Consider the following 24440-nt stretch of genomic DNA (forward strand, 5'->3'; position numbering starts at 1 on the left):
TTTATTGAAATAATCTAACTGCGAATGCAAATTTCTTGAAATTTTTAAATACTAATAAGCTTTAAACAAGCGTCAAGACCTAGAGAATAAGTTTAAAAACTAGAATGATGGTTAAGGATATAAATTTATTCTCGCCTTAACTCAAGAAGCACATAACTTTGGTTTGATAGGTTGTTAACCATCACAATCAACTTGTCCTTGCAAAGAATACTAACTCAAGTATCATAAAGAATAGTTAATAGGCTCAAAATACAATACTAATCTAGCTTCCAATCTCCCCCTCCAAGGTTATTTTAAATAGAGTAGGCAGATAAATCTTTGGCTCCCTGCTCACAAGCACATGCGTATAAAGCAACTAAGGCCACCTCAATGAGATGGCCTTAGTTGCTTTATAATTTAAAAGATTGATTATTGCTTTACTACACGGGAAGTTACTTTTCCTGAAGCAGTCTGCACTTGCAGGTAATACACACCTGGTGAATAGCTCGCAAAATCAAGAGCTAAAGACTGCCCCACTTCTACTTGAACATTTTGCTGCAGCACTACTTTGCCGTTGCTATAGAACACAGTAACGGTTGCGGCACCACTCACTTGAGAAGAGGTAACATAAATCTTGCCTGCAGTTGGATTAGGATAAACTTCTAATGAAAGCTGAGCACCTGCTTTAGAATCCGCCTTCACTGCAATCACCTTTGAGTACTCAAACTTGCCGTCAAAGTCAGCCTGCTTGAGGCGGTAGTAATTCACACCAGTAGAAGCAGAAACATCTGAGAAGTTGTAATTCCGCAATACATTGCTATTTCCATTTCCTTTTACCCTCCCTACACTGGTGAAAGTTTTACCGTCCAGGCTACGCTCAATCTGGAAATAATCATTGTCTTTCTCAGCGGCAGTTGACCATGACAATTCTATTGACGAAGCTTTTTGCTTTCCTTCAAATGAAATTAATGAGACAGGCAGAATCTGCTCAGTAATTGTGGCGGAGGTAGGAGCTACCGATGCCAAGCTATAGTTTCCTGCATCGCTACCAGACATGCCATAACCAGATAAGGTTACAGGCCAGGTACCCACTTGCGAAGATTCAAACTTTGCTAAACCACCAGTTAAGCTAACAACATCCCCGTTAATTGCACCAACCAATTTACGAGAAGTTACTGTTGCGTTGGTGTTACCATCCCACTCTTTATTACTTGCTGTGAAAGTACCGGTAATTTCTAATGGCGCAATAGCAGCAGATGGAGAAGCAATTATATTTGAGAGGATATAATTTACTGCATCAGTTCCCTCCAGTCTTACATCCTCTACTGTTACAAGTTTGTTGGTCCCTACATTTTTATCAGCAAAAGTAGCAGAACCATACAACGCAGTCACTACATCACCAGATATCTTATTTGTAGTTAAGGTAACAGGCGCGTTAGCATTTCCATCGTAAATCTTGTCTTGGCTAGTTGCAGTTACGTTCAAGGTTCGCTGAGTAATGTTAGCGAATACTGTTGCAGTAGTATTGAAAGAATAATTAAGAGCATCTGCTCCACTAAGGGTTATACCGCTTACAGATACTGTTTTATTAGCTGCTACGTTCTTTGTTCCAAAAGTAGCAGTTGCATATGCTGGGTTTACAATATCATTGGTAAGTTTATTTGTATTCAATAGAACTGTGGCAGCAGTGGTTCCATCATAGACTTTATCCTGACCAGTTGCCGAAACAACAAGCGCTCTTTGGGTGATGTTAGCCGAAGCAGTTGCAGTAGTGTTATAAGTATAGTTCGCTATATCCGCACCTGTTATTGAGATACCAGTTACATTGATTGCTCTAGTCCCTATATTTTTCTCAACAAATGTTGCAGTTGTATAAACTGAGGCCACGTCATCTGTGCTCACCTTATTAGAGGATAAAGTAACTGTAGCAGCGGTGGTCCCATCATAGACTTTGTTTTGACCAGTTGCAGAAATAACAAGTGCTCTTTGGGTAATGCTCGCTGAAGCAGTTGCCGTAGTGTTAAAGCTATAATTACCTGCATCAGTACCACTTATTGAAATTCCGCTTACAGCGATAGATCTAGTTCCTACATTTTTCAAAGCAAAAACGGCAGAACTATAAGCAGGCACTACGTTATCAGCAGCAAGCTTGTCACTTGACAAAGTAACTACTGCAGCCGTATTACCGTCGTATACTTTATTCTGCCCTGTAGCTGAAACAACTAGCACTTTCTGGGTGATGTTCGCTGAAGTAGTTGCAGCAGTATTAGACAGCGTGTAGTTGTTAATACTTGTACCGCTAATTGAGATTCCACTTACATTGATTGATCTTGCTCCTACATTTTTATCCACGAATACTGCAGACGTATAAGCAGGCACCACATCATCTGCTCCTAATTTATCAGAAGAAAGAGTAACGGTGGCACTTGTAGTACCATCATATACTTTATTCTGGCCAACCGCGGTTACAACAAGTGATCTTCTAGAAATATTGGCAGTTAACCCATTAGGGATGGTTAAGGTATAGTTTGCCATATCGGCGCCAGACAGGCCTCCTGTAGAAGTCACTACAATTCCGTTCCCAGCATTTGCCGTAGCAAAAGTACCTACATTGCTCCAAGTAACTACGTCTGGTGAAATAACACCAGTCAATGTACCTGCAATGGTAGCAGCAGTAGTTCCATCATACACTTTTCCATTTGCAACGGGAGTTGCAATAGTAAGTGTCTTAGCAGAGATAGTTGCCGTTAGAGTTGATAACTGAGTAAGAGTGTAGTTTACTGCAGCTGTCCCTCCAAGAGAATATCCAGTTACTGTGACAGGCTTGTTTACACCAATGTTTTTGTTTACAAAAGCAGCACTTACTGTTGTAGAAACTAATGTTACATCATCATTTCCAACTCTACCTACTAATGACGGGGTCCCCGTTAAGGTAGCCGTAGTAGTTCCGTTATACTCTCTACTTACTGCTGCAAGACCCGAAATGGAGAGTGCTTTTCTATTAATTGTAAGCGTTACTGGAGTACGCGTATAACTAGGACAGTTAGAGCCACTTACAAACTCCGCATAATACGTATAAGATCCTACTGCCACTACAGTAGGCGTGTATGTTGAAGTAGAAGCCAACGCAGTGCCACCTGTGGAAACATTGTACCATCTCACTGACATTCCAGTTGGTGGCGTAACAGAAAAAGTGGGATTAACTTCTCCATAAGTAATGCTTAAAGGCTTACTGTCTACAGTTGTTATGGTAGGGGAACTAGCCATACCTACTGAAAAAGGAATAGTAGAGAATCTATCTATTTGATTTCCTTGGTTGGCAATTGAACCAATATATCTTCCAACCCCAACAGATCTACTATCTAATGTAACCGTCGTGCTAGCTCTATCCCCAATTCTTCCGTTCATTTGTATTTGCCCGAGCGGTTGCAGTAGAGTTGCTGTTGCTGAGTTTCCGTCATAAACTCCTAATGTAAACACAGCATTACCATTCTTGTCAGTAGTTACGGTAACGGTAATGCTTTCAGTGGGGCAGTAGTTATCCTTATCATTTGCAACAAGCGTCTGGGCCGCTACCTTAGAGGATTGCCCAAAGGACATTCCTGCAAGTAGGAGCACCACAAAACAAATTTTAGGCAACAAGGAGGGTTGACAGAAATGAAAACCTCCACCAGAAGTCTCAAATGTTTTTGCTCCTATCAACTGCTTCCTATGTAAGGACTGCTGGAGCATATTTGTTAGAGCAACCTTACCAAACGAGTACAATTTTTTCATAAAAGGGTTACTAGATATTGATTGATTATTGTATTACTTAGTTACTTCTTTTAACAAGTGCTACAAATTTGGCAATACTATCTATCAATTCATCACATTTATAAGTATGACAATTTTTATAATACCGTATAAATACCCTTTCAAATGTTTAAAAATTGTATTAGCAGGCTTTTATTTATTTATATTCATGTCTAGCTGATATAATTACAAAGCCAATATTGACAAAAAATATTTATACTTCTTACCATTAAAACCTATGTAAGTACACATAATGGAATTGCTTCTAGTCTCCCTCTTTTTTTCTAACATATACAATAATTTAAATTAAATTATTTATATAACCTTTTTAGAAATTATGAGTAAAACCATAGATTGGTCAGCATATAATTGTAAGATTATTTATATATTTTATTATGCATGCATAATAAAATCAACTACTTATCAGCCATTTCTGGATTATTCTTGCCTTTACTCGTTAATCCTTATATTAAAATTCAAAATACTATAAGCACTTTCCTATTGTTTAAAATTACATTCTTAGCTTCTCTAAAAACGCTATTAAACAACAACACACTACTTATAAACAAGAGGTTAGCCACAATCTTGGTAAGGTTAGACGAGAGACAGAGCAGGGCATCCTAAGTAGGCTGTAATTTTGAGTTAACTACTTTGGCAAGCACCTACAACTACTTATATACATTGTAGAGCTTACATGAATATATGAATTTTATAATATTAAAGCCACTGCTTTCCTTTCAAACTTTTCCTCTTATGATTAAGGAAAATATAAGGCCACTACGAAGCACTGAGTAATTACACTCCCATCATTCCGAAGCTTATCTTGAAAAAACCTGGAGCATTACCAGCTTACCACAGAATGTAAATGAGCAAATATGCACTGCCTTCCGCTGGTCCGTTTTAGCGTTCTTTCATAATTATGAACCTAAATCAAGAGCATGCCTCTTAAGGAGTACATCGACTTAACTTTATACAAACTAGGCGCTTCAGGTTTAAAAACAAGCCTTTCCATTGATCATATCCAGTATACCATATAACTTTTTCGGCCTTATAAAGACTAAAAATCTAATTATTACCTCAAACAGTAGAGGGTGATTGAACCATAAACAAAAGCCGGGGGTTACGAAGAAGCGTGACGCTTGGTTACGCTGCTCTTTATCTTTAATATCAAAAGATTAACTATGCGATCAACTAATTTCAAAAAAGCAGTCTCTTTCTTCGCCCTGGCCTCTGTATTCTCTATGGCGGGTTGCCAGAAAGACGAACTTTTAGAAGAAACGGCTACTGCGCCAACCCCTCCTGCCGCTGCCTCCAAAGCGGTAGAAGGTAAATACATTGTTGTAATGAAGAATGGCTCTGCCGCTTCTAAACAAGAGTTAAGAAACCGCTTATTTTCGAGATTAGGCATAAACCAGAATCGCGTTAGCGAAGTGTTCAACGGTGCATCAGATGGATTCACTGGTAACCTCAGCAAAGACCAGGTGCTACAGTTAAGACAAGATGAAAACGTAGCGTATGTAGAGCAGGAACAAACGGTACAGCTTGAGAAAGCTGTTGCTACCCTTTCTGCTGAAACTACTACTTCTACAACCGCCACTACCCAGTCCATTCCTTGGGGCGTGGCCCGTGTAGGTTATGGTGACGGTACTGGCAAAACCGTTTGGGTGATTGACTCAGGCGTGCAGTCTACCCATCCAGACTTGAACGTAGACAAAACCCGCAGCAAGTCCTTTATTTCCGGAGTTACTTCTTATGAAGACGGCTATGGCCACGGTACTGCAGTTGCCGGTATCATCGGTGCCAAAAACAATACAACTGGCGTAGTAGGCGTGGCCGCTAACGCGACCATTGTTGCCCTGCGCGTATTTGATAACACTGGTTACGGAACCCTTACCCGCATCTACTCGGCGTTGAACCATGCTTATACCTACGGGAAAGCAGGCGACGTAGTGAATATGAGTCTGCGCGTGGCTGCTTCCACTATGCTGGATGACTTAGTAAGAAAAGTAGCTGCCAAAGGCATGTTTGTAGTGGTAGCATCTGGAAACAGCTCTATTGACTGCAAGGTTGACTCTCCGGCCCGTGTGGTTGCCACAAACGTGTATGTGGTATCTAACATGGACTCTTACGGCAAGTTCAACGCTTCGTCTAACTTCGGGGCTTCTGTGAAATATGCAGCGCCGGGTACCAACATCAAAACTACCTGGAAAGGCAGCGGATACGTGAACGGTAACGGAACGTCTTATGCCGCTCCGCACGTAGCTGGCATCTTGGCTTTAACCGGCGGAAGAGTAGGCTCGCAAGGTTTAGTAACCAATGACCCAGATGGCAAACCAGATCCCATCGCTTTAAAATAGTAGCATCAGTCATGCTCTAAACAAGAAAGGCCCGTCATGTAGACGGGCCTTTCTTGTTTAGAGCATGACTTGGCTCACCAATAATTCCAGCCTGCCGGAATCCATCAGCATCATACCAATTGCTTTCTCCATTTAAAACCGTTTATAGCTCGTTTTACCGAAAAGCCGTTCTACCGAAAGATGTGGTTTCGCTCCATCTTGGCTTATCTTTCCTTCTCACGCCTAACAAGGCAATCTATAGCTCTCCCACTTCGGCGGTTTTCACTCACCTCGGCATCAAAACCATATCTGTTATCTGATCCAACTCCTCACATTTGTCTATCTGTATTTGCTGGCGGAGTAATCGTCAACAATTGCAAACCAGTGAACTACCGAACACCAAAGCGTGCCAAATGACGGACCGGAAAAACTCAGGCTCAACCTTTTTGTCTAAAATAGAGTAATCTGAATACAAATGGTTTTATGGTGTAAACCAAGCCTTTAATCAATGACCTAAACTTACTGATATGAAAAATTTACAAGCATACTTTTTCGCGTTCATGCTGATCATGTCCATGACGCTTTCCAGCTGCGACGTTATCGGGGATATTTTCCAGGCCGGTATGTGGACCGCAGTCATCGTGATTGTGATTGTGATTGCTTTGATCATGTGGCTACTCCGCAAAATACGGGGTGGAGGAAGAAACCGGCTTTAGGGCTCATTTACTCCAACAACTCTAAAAAGAGAAGGCCACCTGCAAAGGTGGCCTTCTCTTTTTATATAGGTATAGCTTATCTTTTACGCTGCTCTGGCATGGTACCCATGATCCAATCCCAAAGTGGGGAAGAAACGCCGTACGCCCGCTCAGGGTCTTTGTAGTGATGGATGCTGTGGTGAATCCAGAGCTGTTTCAAGAAGTTTTTGGGTGGCGCGTAAGCATGCACCGCGTAGTGCACGAAAAGGTAAAGCGCGTACCCAAACAAGAAACCAGCCACCAAACCAAATACCAGCGACCCGAAGACCAGTTTGAACACGAAAAAGAAAAACGAGGCGATAAACAGACTCACGATGGGCGGCATGGCCAGCCTGGTTTTGTCTTTGGGGTAGTCGTGGTGGTTTCCGTGAAACGTGTACTGGATGTTCTTCTTGAACTCATTGGTGGGCTCCATATGGAAAATGTAGCGGTGCGCCAGGTATTCCACCAGCGAGAAAATGAGCCAACCGGCTACAAACAAACCTACCGCCGAGAGCACATCCAGGAAGCCGTATGTAAAGCCGTACACCAGCAGACCAGTAGCAATCACTAAGAAGATAGAGATGGGGAGCGCAATGTGGGTATGGGTGAGCCGCTCCAGTACTGGATTCTTGAACAGAGTTGCAGATCCTTTGTGATTCGGTTTCATAGTAAACAGAAAAAATTAAACGAAGCGTTTCTTGCCAGGAAACGCGCAAAAATAACTAAAATTATCCAGAATCAGCCATTTTACTGGCTAGCGGCGCCAAGAAGGCACTGCTCAATTTGCTGCGCCACGGTAGGTACATCTCGGCCTCCGGCGGCAACGACCAAAGATGCCTGTTGGTAAAACGGTTCGCGTTGTCGCAGAGTGTCAGCGAGATACACCAGCAACTCATCGGGGGTTTTGTCCCGCAGCAAGGGCCGACCCTGCAGGTCAGACGGCGTTAGGCGGGCCACCAATTCGGCGGGAGTGAGTTTCAAATAAACCGTGGCACCTTGCGAAACCATAAAACCCATGTTTTCACAGAAACAGGGTGCGCCGCCACCGGTTGCCAACACCAGGCGCTCTGATCGGGCGGCAGCCAGACGTAAGGCCTGCGCCTCGGCTTGCCTGAAATACTCCTGCCCGCGCTGCTCAAATACCTGCGGCACGGCAAGCCCCTCCTGCTCCTCAATCAAAGTATCCAAGTCCAGGAAAGTGCACTGCAGCCGTTGGGCTAGTTCTTTCCCCACCGTGGATTTCCCGCAACCGGGCATGCCCACGAGGAAAACTTTGGCAGGAAGTTCAGTCAGTTGGGAAAGGACTTGGGCGGAAGACATGTAATCAGAGACAGGTTTCAAGGATTGCAAAGACCAGCGGCAAACCGGTTCGTTTTTGGGCTATTTTCTCAGAAACGGCTTGTAAACTGCGTGTACGTACAAGACCGTAACAAGGGACCGATCCACGGGAAAATATAGTAGAATCACCTTCCTATTCAAGTTCAGGCAGTAGATACCGAAGGCCGAATACCTAAAACCGCACGTTTGACAAGGCTTCTGTCAGCAACCACTTGCCCCCCTTATCTGAATTGCCGCTTACCAAGCGTCCTTTTCCATCTTCGTTTCTGGCCAGATTCCGGAAAACCGGGCCAGAAACGCTGTAGTTCAGAGGCAAACAAGTGGTTTAGGCGCGCTATCGTACCAAGGTCTGCACTTCGGACAGGTCTGGGATATCATTGTAGTGCCACTTGCCTACCACGATGCCGTTCTTGAAAAGTAGTAAGCCTGGATTGGAGCGGATCATGGTTTTAAGCACCGTCGCATCGGCGAAGAAGTACGGCGCCGACAGGTTGACCTCGTGGCGGAACACGTCAAATTCCTGGCTGCTGCTGGAGGTAATGACCACCGGCACCACTTTGGGCGTTTGGTTTTTCTCCAGACCGGCCAGCAGGGCGTTGATTTCCTTGAAACTCTCCTGGTCAGCCTTGCTCACGTCTTTCACCAGAATGAGTAGGCGGTTGCCCAGGAACATCTCCTTCGTGAAATCGCCCTGATCGTTCCAGATATTGAAATCGGTGATCTTGGGGCCATCCTCCGGGTTGAGCGGCACCATCTTCTTGAATTTGTAGGTGGTATCGGTGGGGTAACTCTCAAAGGTAGACTCCACGCCGGCTTTCTCCATCACGTACTGGTACCGCAGCGGCGCCGATGGTTTCATGAGCTTGGGGATATTGGCGCCCACCCGGTAAGACCTGAAATCCAGGAACGGCTCGTGTTGGTAAGCATACACGCTAATGGCCACCGAGAAGACCAACGACACCAGCACAATGGCACCCGTCACGCCGCGGTTCATCTGACCCAATGACAGCAGATGGCGCTGGGTAAACAATAGCACTAGGATGAGTACCAGCAGAATGATGTCCTTCGTGAACGACTGCCAAGGCGTGAGTTTGATGGCATCCCCGAAACAGCCGCAATCGGTTACCTTGTTGAAGTACGCCGAGTAAAAGGTGAGGAAGGTGAAGAACACAATCAGGAAGAAGAGCAGCCACAACACTGTCTTCAGGCGCCAGCGCACCAGCAGGGCCACGCCCAGCACCACTTCCAGGGTACTCAGGAAGATGGACAGGTACAGTGCAAACGGTTTGAACGAGAGAAACACCGAGGAGAAATCCGTGGAGAACACCTCAAAGTACTCCTCCAGTTTGATGGCGGTGCCCACCGGATCATTCAGTTTGATCAGACCCGAGAAGATGAACAACCCGCCCACCACTATCCAAGCGAACCTACTAAGCAGACGGAGTACCATGGTCAGGATAATTTAGTTTGATAAGGCAAAACACAGCATAGTTGAGCATATCGCGGTAATTGGCCTCTACCCCTTCAGACACTAGCGTGTGGCCGGCATTGTCTTCTATCTGTTTGGTGCGGTAAATCTTCATCAGGATCAGATCGGTCATAGACTCCACGCGCATGCTGCGCCAGGCCTCGCCGTAATCATGGTTCTTGTCTTCCTGCAGCGCCTGCGTCTTCCTGATTTCCTCCTGGTACAACTCCCGTACCCGCTCCACCAGCAAGGCCTGCTCGGTCTCACCTTGTGCTATGAGTTGCTCCTGCATGAGGGCAATGACGCAGTAGTTCACAATGGCCACAAACTCAGACGCAATATCATCCTGTATCTTCTGCGTGCCCTTCTCCTGGATGGACCGGATGCGCTGCGCTTTGATGAAAATCTGGTCGGTGATGGAAGGCAGACGCAGGATTCGCCAGGCGGTGCCGTAGTCCTGGGTTTTCTGCAAAAACAGGCGCTGGCATGCTTCTACCACGCGGTTGTACTCCTGGGCGGTTTGGTGAATCAAGTTTTTCGTTTTACTTTTATAGGAAATGGGAATAGGCCAATTGAACGCGAAAGATACACTTTTTTGCAAAAAAATCACCCTCAACTGCGCTGGTAGATTGGTCTTGTTGCAGCAGCCCACGGTAATGGGCATCCTCAACTCCACCCCAGATTCCTTTTACGCGGGCAGCCGATTGCAGGGTACCGACCAGGCCCTGGCCCAGGCCGAGAAGATGCTCCAGGACGGTGCCACGTTCCTGGACGTAGGCGGTTACTCCACCCGACCGGGCGCTCCGGAAGTTTCGGAACAGGAAGAGCTAAATCGCGTAGTACCCATTATAGAGGCGCTCTCCAAAGCTTTCCCTGAGGCGCTGTTGTCCATTGACACCTTCAGGGCCCGGGTAGCGGAAGAGGCAGTACGGCACGGGGCGCACATCATCAACGATGTCTCCGGTGGTACGCTGGACGCGGACATGTTCCCTACAGCGGGCCGGTTACAGGTTCCGTACCTTCTCATGCACATGCGCGGCACGCCGCAGAATATGGCTTCGCAGAACCACTATGAGCAGGGGCTGCTGGAAGAGATCACCTCTTTCCTGGCCGGGCAGGTGGCAGCGTTGAGGGCAGCCGGGGTAAAGGACATTCTGCTGGACCCTGGTTTTGGTTTCGCGAAAAACGTGGACCAGAATTACCAGCTGCTGCGCCGGCTCAAAGAACTGGAACTGTTTGAGTTACCATTGCTGGTGGGGCTCTCCCGCAAATCCATGACCTACAAACCGCTTCACGTGGGTCCGGAGGAGGCCCTCACAGGCACAATTGTCGCCAACACCGTGGCGTTACTGAACGGGGCAGACATTTTGCGGGTGCATGACGTGAAAGAGGCGGTACATACTATTGAAATTGTTAAAAAGATGCTGACGGCGTGATTCCACTGTTTTCCATAGGGTTTTTAGATATAGAGTGGCTGGACATTATTGATGTGCTGCTGGTGACGGTATTGCTGTACCAACTCTACAAACTCCTGACCGGAAGCGTGGCCCTCAAGATCTTCTTAGGCCTATTATCTATCTACCTGCTGTACCTGGTGGTGAAAGCCGCCGGCATGGAGCTACTTACCATCATCTTGGGGCAGTTCATGGGCGTGGGCGTTTTAGCGGCGATTATCGTATTTCAGCCCGAAATCAGGCGTTTCCTTTTGATGATTGGCAAGACCACCGCGTTCAACAACGAGCGTCTGTTCAAAGGATTCCCCTGGCGCCGCACCGAGCCTACCGACAAGCTTTCCATCACCCCCTTCATTGAGGCGGCCAAGTCGCTGGCCGGCAAGAACACCGGCGCCTTGATCGTGTTTGCCCGCAGCTCAGAACTGCGCTACTTCGCCGAGTCCGGTGACGCCATTGACGCCATCGTGAGCAAGCGTCTGCTTATCTCCATCTTCAACAAGAACAGTCCGCTGCACGACGGCGCCGTCATCATCCAGGGCAACCGGATCAAAGCCGCGCGCTGTATTCTACCCGTGACGGAGAGCAACGATGTGCCCGCTTCCATGGGTCTGCGTCACCGCGCCGCCATCGGCCTGTCTGAAGTCACCGACAGCGTGGTGCTGGTGGTCTCCGAGGAAACCGGCCAGATTGCCCTCGTGCGCAACGGCGAAGTCTACCGCAACCTCTCCGCCGCCGACCTGCGCTCCAAACTCAACCACTTCCTGTTTGACATTGAGCCGAAGGTGGTAGAGAAAGTAGCCGCCGCATAGTTCATTGCTGATTGCTGATTGTTTATTGTTGATTGCTTTCCCGCACAACCCTATCCATCTAGTCTGCCCTAGGCACGTCTAGCGCGAGTTTGCCCCAGCAATTGTCGTTTCCTGCCCTGTGGGCACCCTCCTAAATCAGGAGAGGATTTTCTGTCTACCTCCGCTTTACCGTCTGCACATAATAAGACCTTGAAGTGTCCGGAGGTCCAGCGAGTGTCTGTGCCCAAAGCTCTCCCCTGTAATTGGTTCTAAAATTGAGACCACCCTATTTCAGGCTCATTTTCCAGAAAACAGCCCCAAAGCACTTAACAGCCACTGAACTGACCAGAAAAGCGGTTGGCTTATTGGAAATGCCTATCTTTTGGGCATCAACCAGATGACCATGCGATTCCCTTCACTCCTCTCCCTCCTGCTCGTGCTTTTCGTCTCTTTGCCGATTTTCGGGCAGAAAACGGCTAAAGAGAAAACCGACAAGCAGCTCACCCAGAAACTGCAGACGCTTACCAAAGACTTCCAGGGCGAGGTAGGCATTTATGTGCGGCATCTAAAAACTGGGAAGACGGTGGCCATCAACGCCGATACGCTTTTCCCCACCGCCAGCATAATCAAGGTGCCTATCATGGTGGCCATGTTCGATAAAATAGAGCGCAACGAAATCGACCCCAAAACCATCCTGCGCTACCGCGATTCGCTATACTATGCCGGCGAAGACATTGTGGGCAGTTTCAAGGACAGCTCTACCGTGGCTTTGAGCAAAATCCAGATGCTCAGCATCACCACTTCAGACAATACCGCCAGCCTGTGGCTGCAACAACTGGCGGGTACCGGTACCGCCATCAACGCCTGGCTTGAGAAAAATGGCTTTACCTACACCCGCATGAACTCCCGCACTCCGGGCCGGCGCCCTAATTGGGAGAAGTACGGCTGGGGCCAGACGACACCTCGGGAAATGGCTACGCTGGTGACCATGATCAGGGAGGGAAAAGCCGTGAGCCCCGCCGCGAGTGAGCGCATGTACCGAAACCTGGGCCGCATTTATTTTGACAGCGAGGCACTTTCGCAGATACCGCCTTTTGTGCACACCGCCTCTAAATCAGGGGCAGTGAACCGGTCCCGCTCAGAGGTGGTGCTGGTGAATGCCCCGCACGGCGACTACGTGTTCTGCATCATCACCAAAAACCAGAAAGACGAGAGCTGGGAATACAGCAACGCCGGCTACGCGCTCATCAGGGCCGTCTCCAAAACGCTGTGGCAGCACTTCGAACCCAAATCTGATTGGAGCCCAGCCCTAGGCGTGGAGAAATACTAGATCATCGGGCAGAGATTCCGTTTCCCAAGAAAGGACTTTCATCCGATCCTGCAGCCCCGAAGGCAAAATCTATTTTAGGCTTCTTTTCTAAGAAACGCGTTTAAAACGCCTGTAAAAGAACAAAGCCCACCATCCGCACTAGGTGCTTCAGGTGGACTTTTTCCCTTCATGAGATAGTAAGACCGCTATATTCGGCGCTACCCCTATCCTGGTGCGAATCTTTTTAAGATAATTTTGGCGCCGATAGCTGGAACACATCTTTCAGGGCGCGGCGGGCGGCGTGGAAACCGCACATGCCGTGCACGCCTCCGCCCGGCGGGGTGGACGAGGAGCAGATGTAGATGCCTTTGGCCGAGGTCTGGTACGGAGACAAGGTCACCACCGGACGGGTGTACAGCTGCCCCATGTCAATGATGCCGCCGTTGATATCGCCGCCGATGTAGTTAGGGTTATGAGCCTGCATCTGGGCCGTGTTCATGGTGTGGCGTTTTAAGATCAAATCCTTGAAACCGGGCGCAAAACGCTCTACCTGTCCTTCAATGGCTTGGGTCATGTCAATAGTGGATCCGTTGGGCACGTGGCAGTACGCCCAGGCCGTGTGTTTGCCCTCGGGCGCGCGGCTGCTATCAAAAAGGCTTTGCTGGGCCAGGAGCACAAAAGGCTTCTCCGGGTGTTTCCCGCTCGCCGATTCCCTTTCCGAAGCCGCGATCTCTTCCAGCGTGTTGCCCAGGTGGATGGTCCCGGCCTGGCGGCACTCGGGCGCCGTGAACGGGATGGGTCCGTCCAGAGCCCAGTCTATCTTGAACACGCCCATGCCATACCGGTAACGCTGCAACTGACCCCGGTAGAAAGGCGACAGCTTCTCGCCGGCAATGTCCAGCAGTTGTTTGGGCGTAACGTCCAGCAGGAGCGCTTTGTGCGAAGGCAGTTGTTTCAGGGAAGTCACGTAGTTCCCGGTCTCAATTTTACCACCCAGGCTCACGAAGTAAGACACCAGCGCGTTGGCAATCTGTTGCGAGCCACCTCGGGGTACCGGCCAGCCCTGCAAATGCCCCACCGCCATGAGCACCAACCCGATGGCCGAGGTAGTAAGGTTAGACAACGGCTGAATGGAGTGTGCCGCCATGCCCGCCCATAGCCCCCGGGCTTCCTGCGTCTTGAATTTATTGGCCAGAAACGTAGCCGAGGTCAAAGCATTCAGCCCGAAAGCAGCCATGTCAATGGGGTGGTCGGGAATCCGCAAGGGGCCCAGCACATCTTTGGCCAGGCCAGGCCAGCTCTTGACCAAGGGCTTCATCAGGTTGAGGTACGCCTGTCGGTCTGGTCCCAGGGCCTGCGCGGTTTCCTCTAAAGACAGGTGCAGCGCCGCGGCCCTTCCGCCATCAAACGGGTGCGCCGCCGAGACCTCAGGGTACACAAACTCCAGCCCGTGTTCCTGCAGCGGCAAGGTCTTGAAGAAAGGGGACCCGGCCGCCAACGGGTGGATGGCCGAGCACACATCGTGCACAAACCCCGGCAGGGTCAGTTCCCGGGAGCGCAGCCCGCCGCCCAACTGGTCTTTTCCTTCTATCAACAGCACCTCCAGCCCCGCCTGCTGCAGCACAATAGCCGCCGACAAACCATTAGGACCAGAACCAACTACCACCGCATCATATTGAGTAGTGCTCACGCTTGCTCTTTTTAAGGGTTATGGTATCTCCTGCAACAACCTGGGAGGCGCTTTGTTTTACCCCTGATGTATGAAAACGGGAAGTAAAACAGAACGAGGTTCTTGCGTATACGTGCTACAAGCTACTCATTTTTTCCATGCCTGACGCTCCCTTTCTGCCCCTTTTTCCGGACCTCACGCCCATCCTCAGCAACGTGACCGCCCTTGATTTTGAAACCACCGGGGTAAGCGGGAGCAAAGGCCGGGTGATTGAGATAGCGGCCGTGAAAAGCGCCAATGGCAAGATCACGGGCCGGTTCCACACGCTGGTGCAACTGAAAGGAGAACTCCCCAGGAAAATCACGGAACTGACGGGCATCACGCCCGAGGATCTGGCCCATGCCATGGACGAGCGCACCGCTTTCAGCATCCTTAAAGAGTTCATCGGGGACAGCACGGTGGTGGCGCACAATGCCCCTTTTGACCTGGGTTTCCTGTACAGCACCTACCGCCGGCTCAAACTTGGGCCGGTGCAACATCCGTTTATAGATACCCTGTCAGTGTGCCGTTTGCGCCAGCCCTCCCCGCGCAGCCTACCCGACATGTGCAAGGTTTACGGCATCCCGCTTACCAGATGGCACCGCGCCCTGCCCGATGCCACCGCCACTTGGCAACTGCTTCATCGGCTGCACAAGGAAAGTCCCCTGGATAACATGCGCAACAAACTGGTGCTTAACCCCAAGTACGGCACTCCTTATTGGCTGCCGCCGCTGGCTGAACTCCTGCCCTCGCCAGATACGGCAGTACAGGATGCCCCTGTCCCTTCTCAGGACTAAAACCGGCCCAGAACCCAACCTCATCTTTTGAAACAAATTAAATAATACCAATACGTTTAACACTTATTAGCTTTCCTACATTTGGGTATTTGCCTCTATAAAAACCCGTACAAATTCAACGCACCAAGGTCCTGCGCTTTCGTTAAGCATATTCTGGGAGTAGAACAAAGTAAACCTTTTATAACTATTCCATTCCTTCAAAACAACTCAAGATATGTTTATGCGGAAATTGAACATGGGAAGACTGCAGCTGGTGTGGGTGTTACTGTTAAGCGGATGGCTCTTCTCCTGCTCCTCAGACAACGACTCGCTGGACGAGCGAGAGCAGGAAGAGGGTTTCCTCACGAAAGGGGTTTACCCGCTGGAGGACGTAGGCGATCTGGACATCCTGATCAACGAGATAGGCAACAGCCAATACGTGTTGATTGGGGAGGCCTCCCACGGAACCTCGGAATTCTATACCTGGCGGGCCAACATCACCAAGAGGCTCATCCAGGAGAAAGGCTTTAACCTGATTGCAGTAGAAGGCGACTGGCCCGCCTCCTACTCCTTGAACCAGTATATCCAGGGGCAGACGGGCGGTACCGCGCAGCAGGCGGTGCAGGCTTTCCAACGCTGGCCCACCTGGATGTGGGCGAACCAGGAGGTCGCCACTTTCTCTGAGTGGCTCAGGCAGCACAACCAATCCTTGGCCCAAAACCAGAAAGTAGGTTTCTACGGCATGGACGTCTACAGTCTATGGGAGTCACTAGAGGCAGTACGTTCTTATATGGAGACGGCGGACCCCGCCATTGCCCAACTGGCCCGAAACGCCCAGACCTGCCTGCAACCGTACAACCAAGATGAGCAGCTGTACGCCCAGGCCACCGCGCAAGGCACCTCCTGCGCGCAGCAAATGCAAACCCTGCTGGAGGCGGTACAAGCCTACCGATCAAGGCAGCCCGCCAACCATGAGGCCTCCTTCAACGCCGAGCAAAATGCGTTGGTAGCCTTGAACGCGGAACGGTATTACACCCAGATGATCAGGAGCAGTACAGGTTCCTGGAACGTGCGGGACCGCCACATGCAGGAAACCGTGAACCGTTTGGTGGCTCACCGGGGAAATGGAGCCAAAATCATTGTCTGGGCCCATAACACGCACGTAGGAGACGCCCGCTACACAGACATGGCCAACGCTGGCATGGTGAACATCGGGCAGTTGATTCGTGAGCAGCATGAAGACAAGGGAGTGTACCTGGTGGGCTTCGGGTCTTACCAAGGGCAGGTAATAGCGGCTACCATGTGGGGCGCGGCCACCAGGGTTATGAACGTACCGGCCGCCATGAACAACAGTTGGGAGGATATTCTGCACCGGCACAGCGCCGAGGACAAACTCCTGCTCATGCGTGAGCTGAAGGACATCCCCGAGGCGCTCCAGCGGCGCGGGCACCGAGCCATTGGGGTGGTGTACAACCCGGCCTCGGAGGGTGGTAATTACGTACCCACGGTCCTGCCCCAACGCTATGACGCCTTCCTGTTCATTGACCAGACCACAGCCCTCAATCCGCTTTAAGCCTGATTTTGTAAAACAAGCCCCAAACCAGGCTCAATGAGAAAATGCACCTGTTATTAAAGGAAAAGGGGGAGCTGTCCGGCTCCCCCTTTCGTATTTTTGTCTTTGTTGTTTTGTCTTGGAAAGCTTTGTCACGCTTCCCCTCACTCTTTCAAGAGCAGCTAGTCAGGCTGCAAGTGAACACTTATTCCCAAAGGGCTAGTCAGGCCGCTTACGGGTTCTTTTGTAAAGGTGGCTAGTCAGGCCGCCTATGCATACTACTACTTCTGTTGCCGTTAGTCAGACCGCTAGAGAAGCTTGACGCTTTTGGCCACGTCGTTGCCTTCATCATCTTTCTCAATCTCAAACTCCACGCGGTCGCCTACGTGCAGCTCATTGAAATCTGTGTCAATCACGTTGGTGAAGTGGAAGAACAGGTTGTTGGGTGGGAATTTAATGAAACCATACCCGTTTTTCAGGCTCATGATCTCGCCTTCACCGTGTCCGTCAACATTCCCGTGCGACTCTTCATAGTCCTCGTCGTGGCCTTGGGGCGCCGCGTTCCGCTTCTGGTCCGGCTGTACGAACAGGCGCTGGATGGTGGCATCGTTCTGGGCAATCCGCTGATCAATGATGCCATGCATGGCCATGGGGTAGGTCACCTCGGCCAACAGATCCTGCGACGGGCGGGTTGTCATCCGCTGGCCGTTGTCTGTGGTGTACTCAAACTCCCAGGTAAGCGCCATCACGCGGGTTCCCAGGGTGTTCACCTTGCGTACCATGGGCACATAGTCCCCGTCTGAGGAGATGAGCACCAGTACATCGAACCGTTTGTAGAATGCCTGTTCAAAAGCTTCCAAGGCCAGCCATACGTCTATGCCGCGTTCCTGCTTGTACCCCTCCGGCGTGGTCCGCACGGGCAGGTAATGGGTCGTCACGCCCTCAGACATGAGGATGTCATCAAACACACGGTCCCAGTACAGGGTGTCGCCGCGTTGGCTGGCTTCGTAGGCATTGAGCCTGCCCCGGAAATAGTGGGCGTCTACGATTCGGCAGAAACGTGGGTCCACGTCCTCCTCCTCGGCCACTTGTTCCCTGATAAATTCATGAAGGCCAGAAATACTAATCCTGCGTTTGCGCTGATGCCCGTAGGCGTAGTAATTACTGACCTGCAAGAAGTAATTGCCGTCATAGAAGACGCCAATCCTTACTAGTTTTTCCTGCATGTGGTTTTTGGTTTTTGTCTGTCTTTCTTTTTGTTTATTTAATCTATTGGTTACTTGTTTCTACCTATTACCGGCTTTTATAAGGTGCAGGGGGAGTAAACGGGCGAAAGCGGCGAATGCCAGAGGTGTTTTTTGGGGAGGGGGAGCAGGAAATAGTTCTCTATGGATGTTTTAAAGGAACCAGGGGAAAAGAATCTGCTATATCTTAAAAATACCTTCATTAATTTTTTAGTCTGGGGGACCACTTTCTGATTTAATTTCTCATCTGCTTCTACAGCAGTTACCATATTACCGGTACAGGCCCCTTTCCTTTGGAACGCTGTAGGTACCGCATTTCCTTAAATGGAAGAACATATCCTTTAAGTAATTACAAGACAAAAGTAGGGAATGATTGTTTCGCTGACAACCTAAATTCCATATAATAACAAACGTCTCCGTTGGTAGCATAGTACATACCAACGGAGACGTTTTTGGGGTATTTTCAGGAAAAAAAGGTAAAACAAACAGGGCTTTTTGCTGTTATGCAGCAAGATATTCTCCGTTATTTCACCTTCAAGGCAAAAGAAATTGGCGTGCCTTTCCAGATGGCGTCAAAGACAAACCGGTCACCTGGTTTAAGGACTGGCTCTAGCACATGGGATGCAACATTTTTCCCGTCTTCTTCAGGGCCCATGCCCCAGGCATATAATTCAAACTTCTGCAGGTTTGCCTGATCTTTGACTTGTAGGGCCTTTATAGGCCGTAAATCCCGCACCAAGTAGACATGAGCAATTTCCAAATCCTCCGTTTGGTTTACCACTACCCCGGATTTTAACTCCTCCAAAGAGTAGCTTTTGGTCAGGTCCACAGGTTGCCCATTTTTGAAGAAAAGGAAATTCGGTTTTTCCTGCGCCCAACCCATGCTAACGTTTGCACTAAAATACAGCAGTATTACTGCCAGCAGCGATTTAAATAGAACTTTAGATTTCATCATAGTTTAAAATTAAAATATGAAATAAAATAAAAATGAATTCTAATTGCTAGGTGATGGAAGTAACGCCTTTATTTCAACTAGATAGTTAAGCATTAAAAGGATATTTCAAAGAATACCCCAAGCCGCTCCGCAACAAATAATTATCAAATCACTGATTCTAGGCGCAGTATAACTGTTAATTTAGTTTAATAACTAACTAATTAGTTTATTCATTTCAAGCGCCGCTCACTTTATTTTCGAATAACTGAAAGTGAGCCTCTAAAAAACAAGACCGGCCTGCCATTTTCAGAATGGCAGGCCGGTCTTGTTTCATGCTTTTCTCTTAAGGTTCCGAAAGATTATCCTTTCAGGACACCTAGTTCCCTGCCAACTTCGGTAAAGGCCTGGATGGCGCGATCTATCTGCTCCTTAGTATGTTCCGCAGAAAGCTGCACCCGTATGCGGGCGGCGCCTTTGGCTACCACCGGGAAATAGAACCCGATCACGTAAATGCCTTTCTCCAGCATGCGGGCGGCAAACTCCTGTGCCAGGGCGGCCTCGTAGAGCATTACCGGCACAATAGGATGTACCCCCGGACGGATGTCAAACCCGGCAGCGGTCATGTTCTCTCTGAAGTATTTGGTGTTCCACTCCAGGCGGTCACGCAGCTCAGTGGTGGAGCTCAGCAATTCCAGAACCGCCAGCGAACCTCCCACAATGGCCGGTGCCAGGGAATTGGAGAAAAGATATGGGCGCGAACGCTGGCGCAGCATGTCAATGATCTCTTTACGGCCCGAAGTGAACCCGCCCATGGCGCCGCCCAACGCTTTGCCCAAAGTACCGGTGATGATGTCCACGCGGCCCATCACATTGTTGTACTCATGCGTGCCGCGGCCGGTCTTGCCAATGAAACCGCTGGAGTGGCATTCGTCCACCATCACCAAGGCTTTGTACTGATCCGCCAGGTCACAGATTTTGTCCAGCTGCGCGATGGTGCCGTCCATGGAGAAAGAACCGTCGGTGACAATGATGCGGTGCTTGGCGCCCTGGGACTCCTGCAGTTTGGCTTCCAGATCGGCCATGTTGTTGTGTTCGTAGCGGTAGCGCTGCGCCTTGCACAACCTCACGCCGTCAATGATGGAGGCGTGGTTCAGGGCATCGGAGATGATGGCTGATTGTTCATCGAACAGAGGTTCAAACACGCCGCCGTTCGCGTCAAAGGCCGCCGCGTAGAGGATGGTATCCTCGGTGCCCAGGAACTCGGCCAGTTTCTGCTCCAGTTGTTTGTGGATGTCCTGGGTTCCGCAGATGAAGCGCACGGAGCTCATGCCGTAGCCGTGGGTATCCAGGGTGCGTTTGGCGGCTTCCAGCACGGCAGGGTGCGAGGAAAGCCCCAGGTAATTGTTCGCGCAGAAGTTCAGTACCTCGCCGGTCTGCTGGGTTCTGATCTCAGCGTGCTGCGGGGTCGTGATCACGCGCTCTTTTTTATACAAGCCATTGGCTTTGATCTCGGCTAACTGCTGCTCCAGATCTGGTTTTAAAGTTTCGTACATATCGGTTAGATAAACTTGCTACTAACATTTAACGGGGTTTCAGGCTTGTTTTCTGCAAACGGGCCTGAAACAAAAGTTGAGGCACAGGTAAGTTTTCTTCCTACTCCGTACCTAAGATCACCAAAGATACAAAACCCCGGCACTCTCCCATATTTTTTGGAGCCACTTGAATAACGTACATTTGTTTTCCTATTCAGCACTTGCATGTCAAAACAGAAAAATGCCATTTTAGTGATTGGGGCCTGCGGACAGTTGGGCTCTGAACTCACCCTTGAATTGAGAAAAATCTACGGCGATGCCAACGTGGTGGCCGCCGATATCCAATACCCCAAGCAAGCCGATCTGCGCGAAACCGGGCCTTTTGAGATTGTGGACGTGCTCACCCCGCAACACCTCACCGAGCTGGCCTCGCGCTACAAGTTCAAGCAGATCTACCACCTGGCGGCCATTTTGTCGGCGACCGGCGAGAAGAACCCCAAGTTTGCCTGGCGCCTGAACATGGACGGCCTCTTCAACGTGCTGGACTTCGCGCTGGAGCAGAAAGTGGAAAAAGTGTACTGGCCTTCGTCCATCGCGGTTTTCGGGCCGAACACACCGCGCCAGAACACGCCCCAGGACACCATCATGGACCCCAACACGGTGTACGGCATCAGCAAGCAGGCCGGCGAACGTTGGTGCGAGTACTACTTCAACAAATACGGTCTGGATGTGCGCAGCCTGCGGTACCCGGGCCTTATTGGCTACAAAGCCCTGCCCGGCGGCGGCACCACCGACTACGCCGTGGACATTTACCACCAGGCCCTGGCCACCGGCACGTACAAATGTTTCCTGAGCGAGAACACCCGCCTGCCCATGATGTACATGCCAGACGCCCTTAAAGCCACCTTAGACCTGATGCACGCACCCGCCGAGCAGGTGAAAGTGCGGTCTTCTTATAACCTGGCGGCCATGAGTTTCACGCCGCAGGAGATTGCGGCCAGCATCCAGCGCCACTACCCTAACTTCCAGATTACCTACGAGCCAGACAGCCGTCAGCAGATCGCAGATTCCTGGCCGCAGAGCATTGATGACCTGGCCGCCCGCCAGGACTGGGGCTGGAATCCGCAGTATGACCTGCACACCATGACCGATGACATGCTCCTGCACCTGAAGCGCATCAACAACTAAGCTTTTCAGGGCAAAGAACCTGTCTCTTTAGATTGAAATCATTCTTGAAATCCATGCCTTTCTGCCGGGCATGGATTTTTTGTTTTAGGCCGATTTTTTCCAAACAAGTCAGAAACAAACAAAATCAATCTTCTTCATAGTGAGGGTACTATCCTTCAAAGAACCGTTCACCGGCGGCAAATACGCAAGGCTTGCTTATTATTGCCCCTCAAAAAATCCCCTATTTAACTTTAAAACTATGTTGAAGAAATTTCTCTCGGCCGCTGCTTTGTGTTTTACCATCGGGTTTGCGGCTTCGGCGCAGGATGCCGGTGGCATTAAACCCGGTGCCGGTGCTGTAACCGGCGAGGTACAGTTAAGCCTCACCGATGGCAACACCGTAGGCTTGGGCTTGAACCAGCTGCGCGGCCGTTACTTTTTAGCCCCTAACACCGCATTACGCGCTTCCTTCATCCTGGATGTGCAAAACCAAACCGCAGATGACGATTTCAGCCGTACCTCTACCCTGTTTGTACTGGCACCTGGCATTGAGAAGCACTTTGCGGGCACAGACCGCCTTTCTCCGTACGTAGGCGCCGAGATCTCTTTTGCCAAGTTCTTCGCCAGCGAGGAAGCCGACAACTACGAGATTGAGGGAGGATGGTCAAACGGGAACAGCGTCACCAACCGCAACTACTTCGGGTTTGGCTTGGGAGCCGTGGCCGGGGCCGACTACTACTTCGCGCAGCACGTGTACCTGGGCGTGGAGTTCGGGTTCGGGCTGCAATACCAGGCAGAGGGTGATGTGGAGATCAATCCTGAGAATGGCTCTAACACCACTCTGGAAGGAGAAAGCGGCTCTTTGCGCCTGCGCCCTAACGTGAACACTGGCCTGCGTTTAGGTTTTGTGTTCTAGTCTTACCTTCTTGACTTGACCTGCCCGGCATTGTTTTCAGTGCCGGGCTTTTTTGTGCCCATTTTTTGAAATCGGCCTTCAAACAGAACTTCCCTTGCGCAAAGGCGGCACGCGCTACCGGTTTAGGGCATGTTTTTCAAAAACATCGTAGAAACCACTTTACTACATCTCTGAATCAGACGTACAAACCTTCACTGCCCCCATTGGCCAAAATCGGCAGCACCAAGGGAAGAGAAAACCACCATGATTGTAAACCCCCACGAGAGAGGCTGGGAAATTGTCTACCAGCAGGCCCACGCCCTTTTGGCCGCCGAGATAGGCTTCGCGTGGCTACCCGAGAAGCGGCCGCTGTATTTCATGCAGACGCTGGCAGCCATTGCCCAGCACGATGACGGCCAGCAGGACCTCACGGGCCGCTATGCCCTCACGCCGGCCGGGGCGCCCGCCAACTTCACGCAACTTCCTTTTTGCCTGGAGCAGGCGCAGCAGGTCATGAAAGAGGCCCGGTTCCAGGGCCGGTGGCGCAGCCTGCTCACCAGCATGCACCTGTCCTTTTTGTACGAAGAACTGCGCGGCCAGAAAAAGGAGTGGGATGCTTTTCTGGATGAGCAGCTCCAGTGCCAGCGGAAATGGCGGCAGGGCCTCAAGATCAAGAAAGCCCAGGCGCAGTACGCCTATGATTTCATGCAGTGGTGCGACCGCTTCTCGCTCATCCTGTGCCGCAACGAGCTGCCCGAGATGGAGCGCGCCCTGGAGATCAGCAACGGCCCAGACCAGGTGAAGTACGAGGTGGCCCTGCTGAAGACCGGCACCGTGCGGGTAACGCCCTGGCCTTTCCGGGAGAAGCAGGTGAACCTCTGCGTGGAGGCCCGCTGCCTTACCCAACTGCAGTTCTCCTCAGACCAGGAACTGGACCGTGCGCTGTGGCAAACCCCCGTCACCAGAAAAGAATGGCTTCTGCAAAAAGAACCGTAAAAGCGCTCGCTGGGCGTGGAATAGCATTTTCCCTCAACTCAGGGCTGTTTTTCCACGTTACCGATAGTTTAACGAATGTATTTAACATGATGGCCATCCAGATCTCTTCTGATAACGAACTGCGCTCCCTCATCTTTGAAAAAGAACGGGTCATAGTCAAATTCATAGACAAAGACTGCCTTATCTGCAAAGCCCTAGCTCCCTCCTTCAAGGAATTCTCAGAGAATGCCATGTACGGAGACATCACTTTTCTGCAGATGGACGCCGCTGAGAACCCGGTTTCCAGCAAGGAAGTGAAACTTACCGGCACGCCTTTCTTTGCCATTTACTACAAAGGCACCCTGCGCAACTGCGCCCTGCTTTCGTCTAAAGAAGATGTGCGGGAGTTCCTTGACCAGTTGCTCATGGCCCAATAATCACGCGGTTTATGCGTAC

At 50.1% G+C, this 24440-nt stretch carries 20 protein-coding genes; 11 read left to right on the plus strand and 9 right to left on the minus strand.

Annotated elements, in window-relative coordinates:
* Positions 1-408: 408 nt before the first annotated feature.
* Positions 409-3753 (minus strand): YDG domain-containing protein, encoded by a 3345-nt coding sequence (locus FOA19_RS04630; protein ID WP_149089599.1) that lies wholly within the window; start codon positions 3751-3753, stop codon positions 409-411.
* A 1199-nt stretch (positions 3754-4952) separates the two neighbouring features.
* On the opposite strand from FOA19_RS04630, the gene FOA19_RS04635 reads away from it, so the two are divergent.
* Positions 4953-6128 (plus strand): S8 family serine peptidase, encoded by a 1176-nt coding sequence (locus tag FOA19_RS04635; RefSeq protein ID WP_149089600.1) that lies wholly within the window; start codon positions 4953-4955, stop codon positions 6126-6128.
* Positions 6129-6634: 506 nt separating this feature from the next.
* On the plus strand, positions 6635-6823 hold the full coding sequence (locus FOA19_RS04640) for a hypothetical protein (protein WP_149089601.1): 189 nt from the start codon (positions 6635-6637) through the stop codon (positions 6821-6823).
* 76 nt (positions 6824-6899) lie between these two features.
* Here FOA19_RS04640 and FOA19_RS04645 read toward each other — a convergent pair whose 3' ends face one another.
* From FOA19_RS04645 to FOA19_RS04660, 4 genes are all read right to left on the minus strand, one after another.
* Positions 6900-7511 (minus strand): sterol desaturase family protein, encoded by a 612-nt coding sequence (locus tag FOA19_RS04645; protein WP_149089602.1) that lies wholly within the window; start codon positions 7509-7511, stop codon positions 6900-6902.
* Positions 7512-7591: 80 nt separating this feature from the next.
* Positions 7592-8164 carry a shikimate kinase gene (locus tag FOA19_RS04650; protein ID WP_149089603.1) on the minus strand — a complete coding sequence of 191 codons (573 nt, stop codon included), beginning with the start codon at positions 8162-8164 and terminating at the stop codon, positions 7592-7594.
* A 352-nt stretch (positions 8165-8516) separates the two neighbouring features.
* The gene (locus FOA19_RS04655; RefSeq protein WP_149089604.1) at positions 8517-9632 is read right to left on the minus strand and encodes a BT_3928 family protein; all 1116 of its coding nucleotides are present in this window, start codon (positions 9630-9632) and stop codon (positions 8517-8519) included.
* Positions 9613-10182: a DUF1599 domain-containing protein gene (locus FOA19_RS04660; RefSeq protein ID WP_149089605.1), complete on the minus strand. Its 570-nt coding sequence runs from the start codon at positions 10180-10182 to the stop codon at positions 9613-9615. The genes FOA19_RS04655 and FOA19_RS04660 overlap by 20 nt, the downstream gene beginning before the upstream one ends.
* A gap of 25 nt (positions 10183-10207) precedes the next feature.
* Here FOA19_RS04660 and folP point away from each other — a divergent pair, with 25 nt between their 5' ends.
* From folP to FOA19_RS04675, 3 genes are all read left to right on the plus strand, one after another.
* Positions 10208-11086, plus strand: a complete 879-nt coding sequence (folP, locus tag FOA19_RS04665) for a dihydropteroate synthase (RefSeq protein WP_149089606.1) — start codon at positions 10208-10210, stop codon at positions 11084-11086.
* A complete protein-coding gene (gene cdaA, locus FOA19_RS04670; RefSeq protein WP_149089607.1) occupies positions 11083-11913 on the plus strand; it encodes a diadenylate cyclase CdaA in 831 nt (276 codons plus the stop codon). Before folP ends, cdaA begins: the two co-directional genes overlap by 4 nt.
* A gap of 382 nt (positions 11914-12295) precedes the next feature.
* Positions 12296-13222: a serine hydrolase gene (locus FOA19_RS04675; RefSeq protein WP_149089608.1), complete on the plus strand. Its 927-nt coding sequence runs from the start codon at positions 12296-12298 to the stop codon at positions 13220-13222.
* 223 nt (positions 13223-13445) lie between these two features.
* Here FOA19_RS04675 and FOA19_RS04680 read toward each other — a convergent pair whose 3' ends face one another.
* Positions 13446-14891, minus strand: a complete 1446-nt coding sequence (locus tag FOA19_RS04680; RefSeq protein WP_149089609.1) for a phytoene desaturase family protein — start codon at positions 14889-14891, stop codon at positions 13446-13448.
* A gap of 137 nt (positions 14892-15028) precedes the next feature.
* Between FOA19_RS04680 and FOA19_RS04685 the strand changes: the two genes are divergently transcribed.
* Both FOA19_RS04685 and FOA19_RS04690 read left to right on the plus strand, forming a co-directional pair.
* Complete coding sequence (locus FOA19_RS04685; protein ID WP_149089610.1) at positions 15029-15706, plus strand: 3'-5' exonuclease; 678 nt, start codon at positions 15029-15031, stop codon at positions 15704-15706.
* 235 nt (positions 15707-15941) lie between these two features.
* Positions 15942-17258, plus strand: coding sequence for an erythromycin esterase family protein (locus tag FOA19_RS04690; RefSeq protein ID WP_223808736.1), 1317 nt, complete (start codon positions 15942-15944; stop codon positions 17256-17258).
* Between the two features lie 287 nt (positions 17259-17545).
* On the opposite strand, the gene FOA19_RS04695 is transcribed toward FOA19_RS04690, so the two are convergent.
* The 3 genes from FOA19_RS04695 to kbl form a co-directional block, all read right to left on the minus strand.
* The gene (locus tag FOA19_RS04695) at positions 17546-18463 is read right to left on the minus strand and encodes an NYN domain-containing protein (RefSeq protein WP_149089611.1); all 918 of its coding nucleotides are present in this window, start codon (positions 18461-18463) and stop codon (positions 17546-17548) included.
* Between the two features lie 541 nt (positions 18464-19004).
* Positions 19005-19436, minus strand: coding sequence for a hypothetical protein (locus FOA19_RS04700; RefSeq protein ID WP_149089612.1), 432 nt, complete (start codon positions 19434-19436; stop codon positions 19005-19007).
* 338 nt (positions 19437-19774) lie between these two features.
* Entirely contained in the window at positions 19775-20968 is a 1194-nt protein-coding gene (gene kbl, locus FOA19_RS04705) for a glycine C-acetyltransferase (protein WP_149089613.1), read from the minus strand.
* A gap of 204 nt (positions 20969-21172) precedes the next feature.
* On the opposite strand from kbl, the gene FOA19_RS04710 reads away from it, so the two are divergent.
* From FOA19_RS04710 to FOA19_RS04725, 4 genes are all read left to right on the plus strand, one after another.
* A complete protein-coding gene (locus FOA19_RS04710; RefSeq protein ID WP_149089614.1) occupies positions 21173-22135 on the plus strand; it encodes an NAD-dependent epimerase/dehydratase family protein in 963 nt (320 codons plus the stop codon).
* 238 nt (positions 22136-22373) lie between these two features.
* Complete coding sequence (locus FOA19_RS04715; protein WP_149089615.1) at positions 22374-23030, plus strand: outer membrane beta-barrel protein; 657 nt, start codon at positions 22374-22376, stop codon at positions 23028-23030.
* Between the two features lie 243 nt (positions 23031-23273).
* Positions 23274-24005, plus strand: a complete 732-nt coding sequence (locus FOA19_RS04720) for a DUF3891 family protein (protein ID WP_149089616.1) — start codon at positions 23274-23276, stop codon at positions 24003-24005.
* 86 nt (positions 24006-24091) lie between these two features.
* Entirely contained in the window at positions 24092-24421 is a 330-nt protein-coding gene (locus tag FOA19_RS04725) for a thioredoxin family protein (protein WP_223808737.1), read from the plus strand.
* Positions 24422-24440 lie beyond the last annotated feature (19 nt).

The sequence above is a fragment of the Rufibacter hautae genome (genome assembly GCF_008271695.1).
Classification (GTDB): domain Bacteria; phylum Bacteroidota; class Bacteroidia; order Cytophagales; family Hymenobacteraceae; genus Nibribacter; species Nibribacter hautae.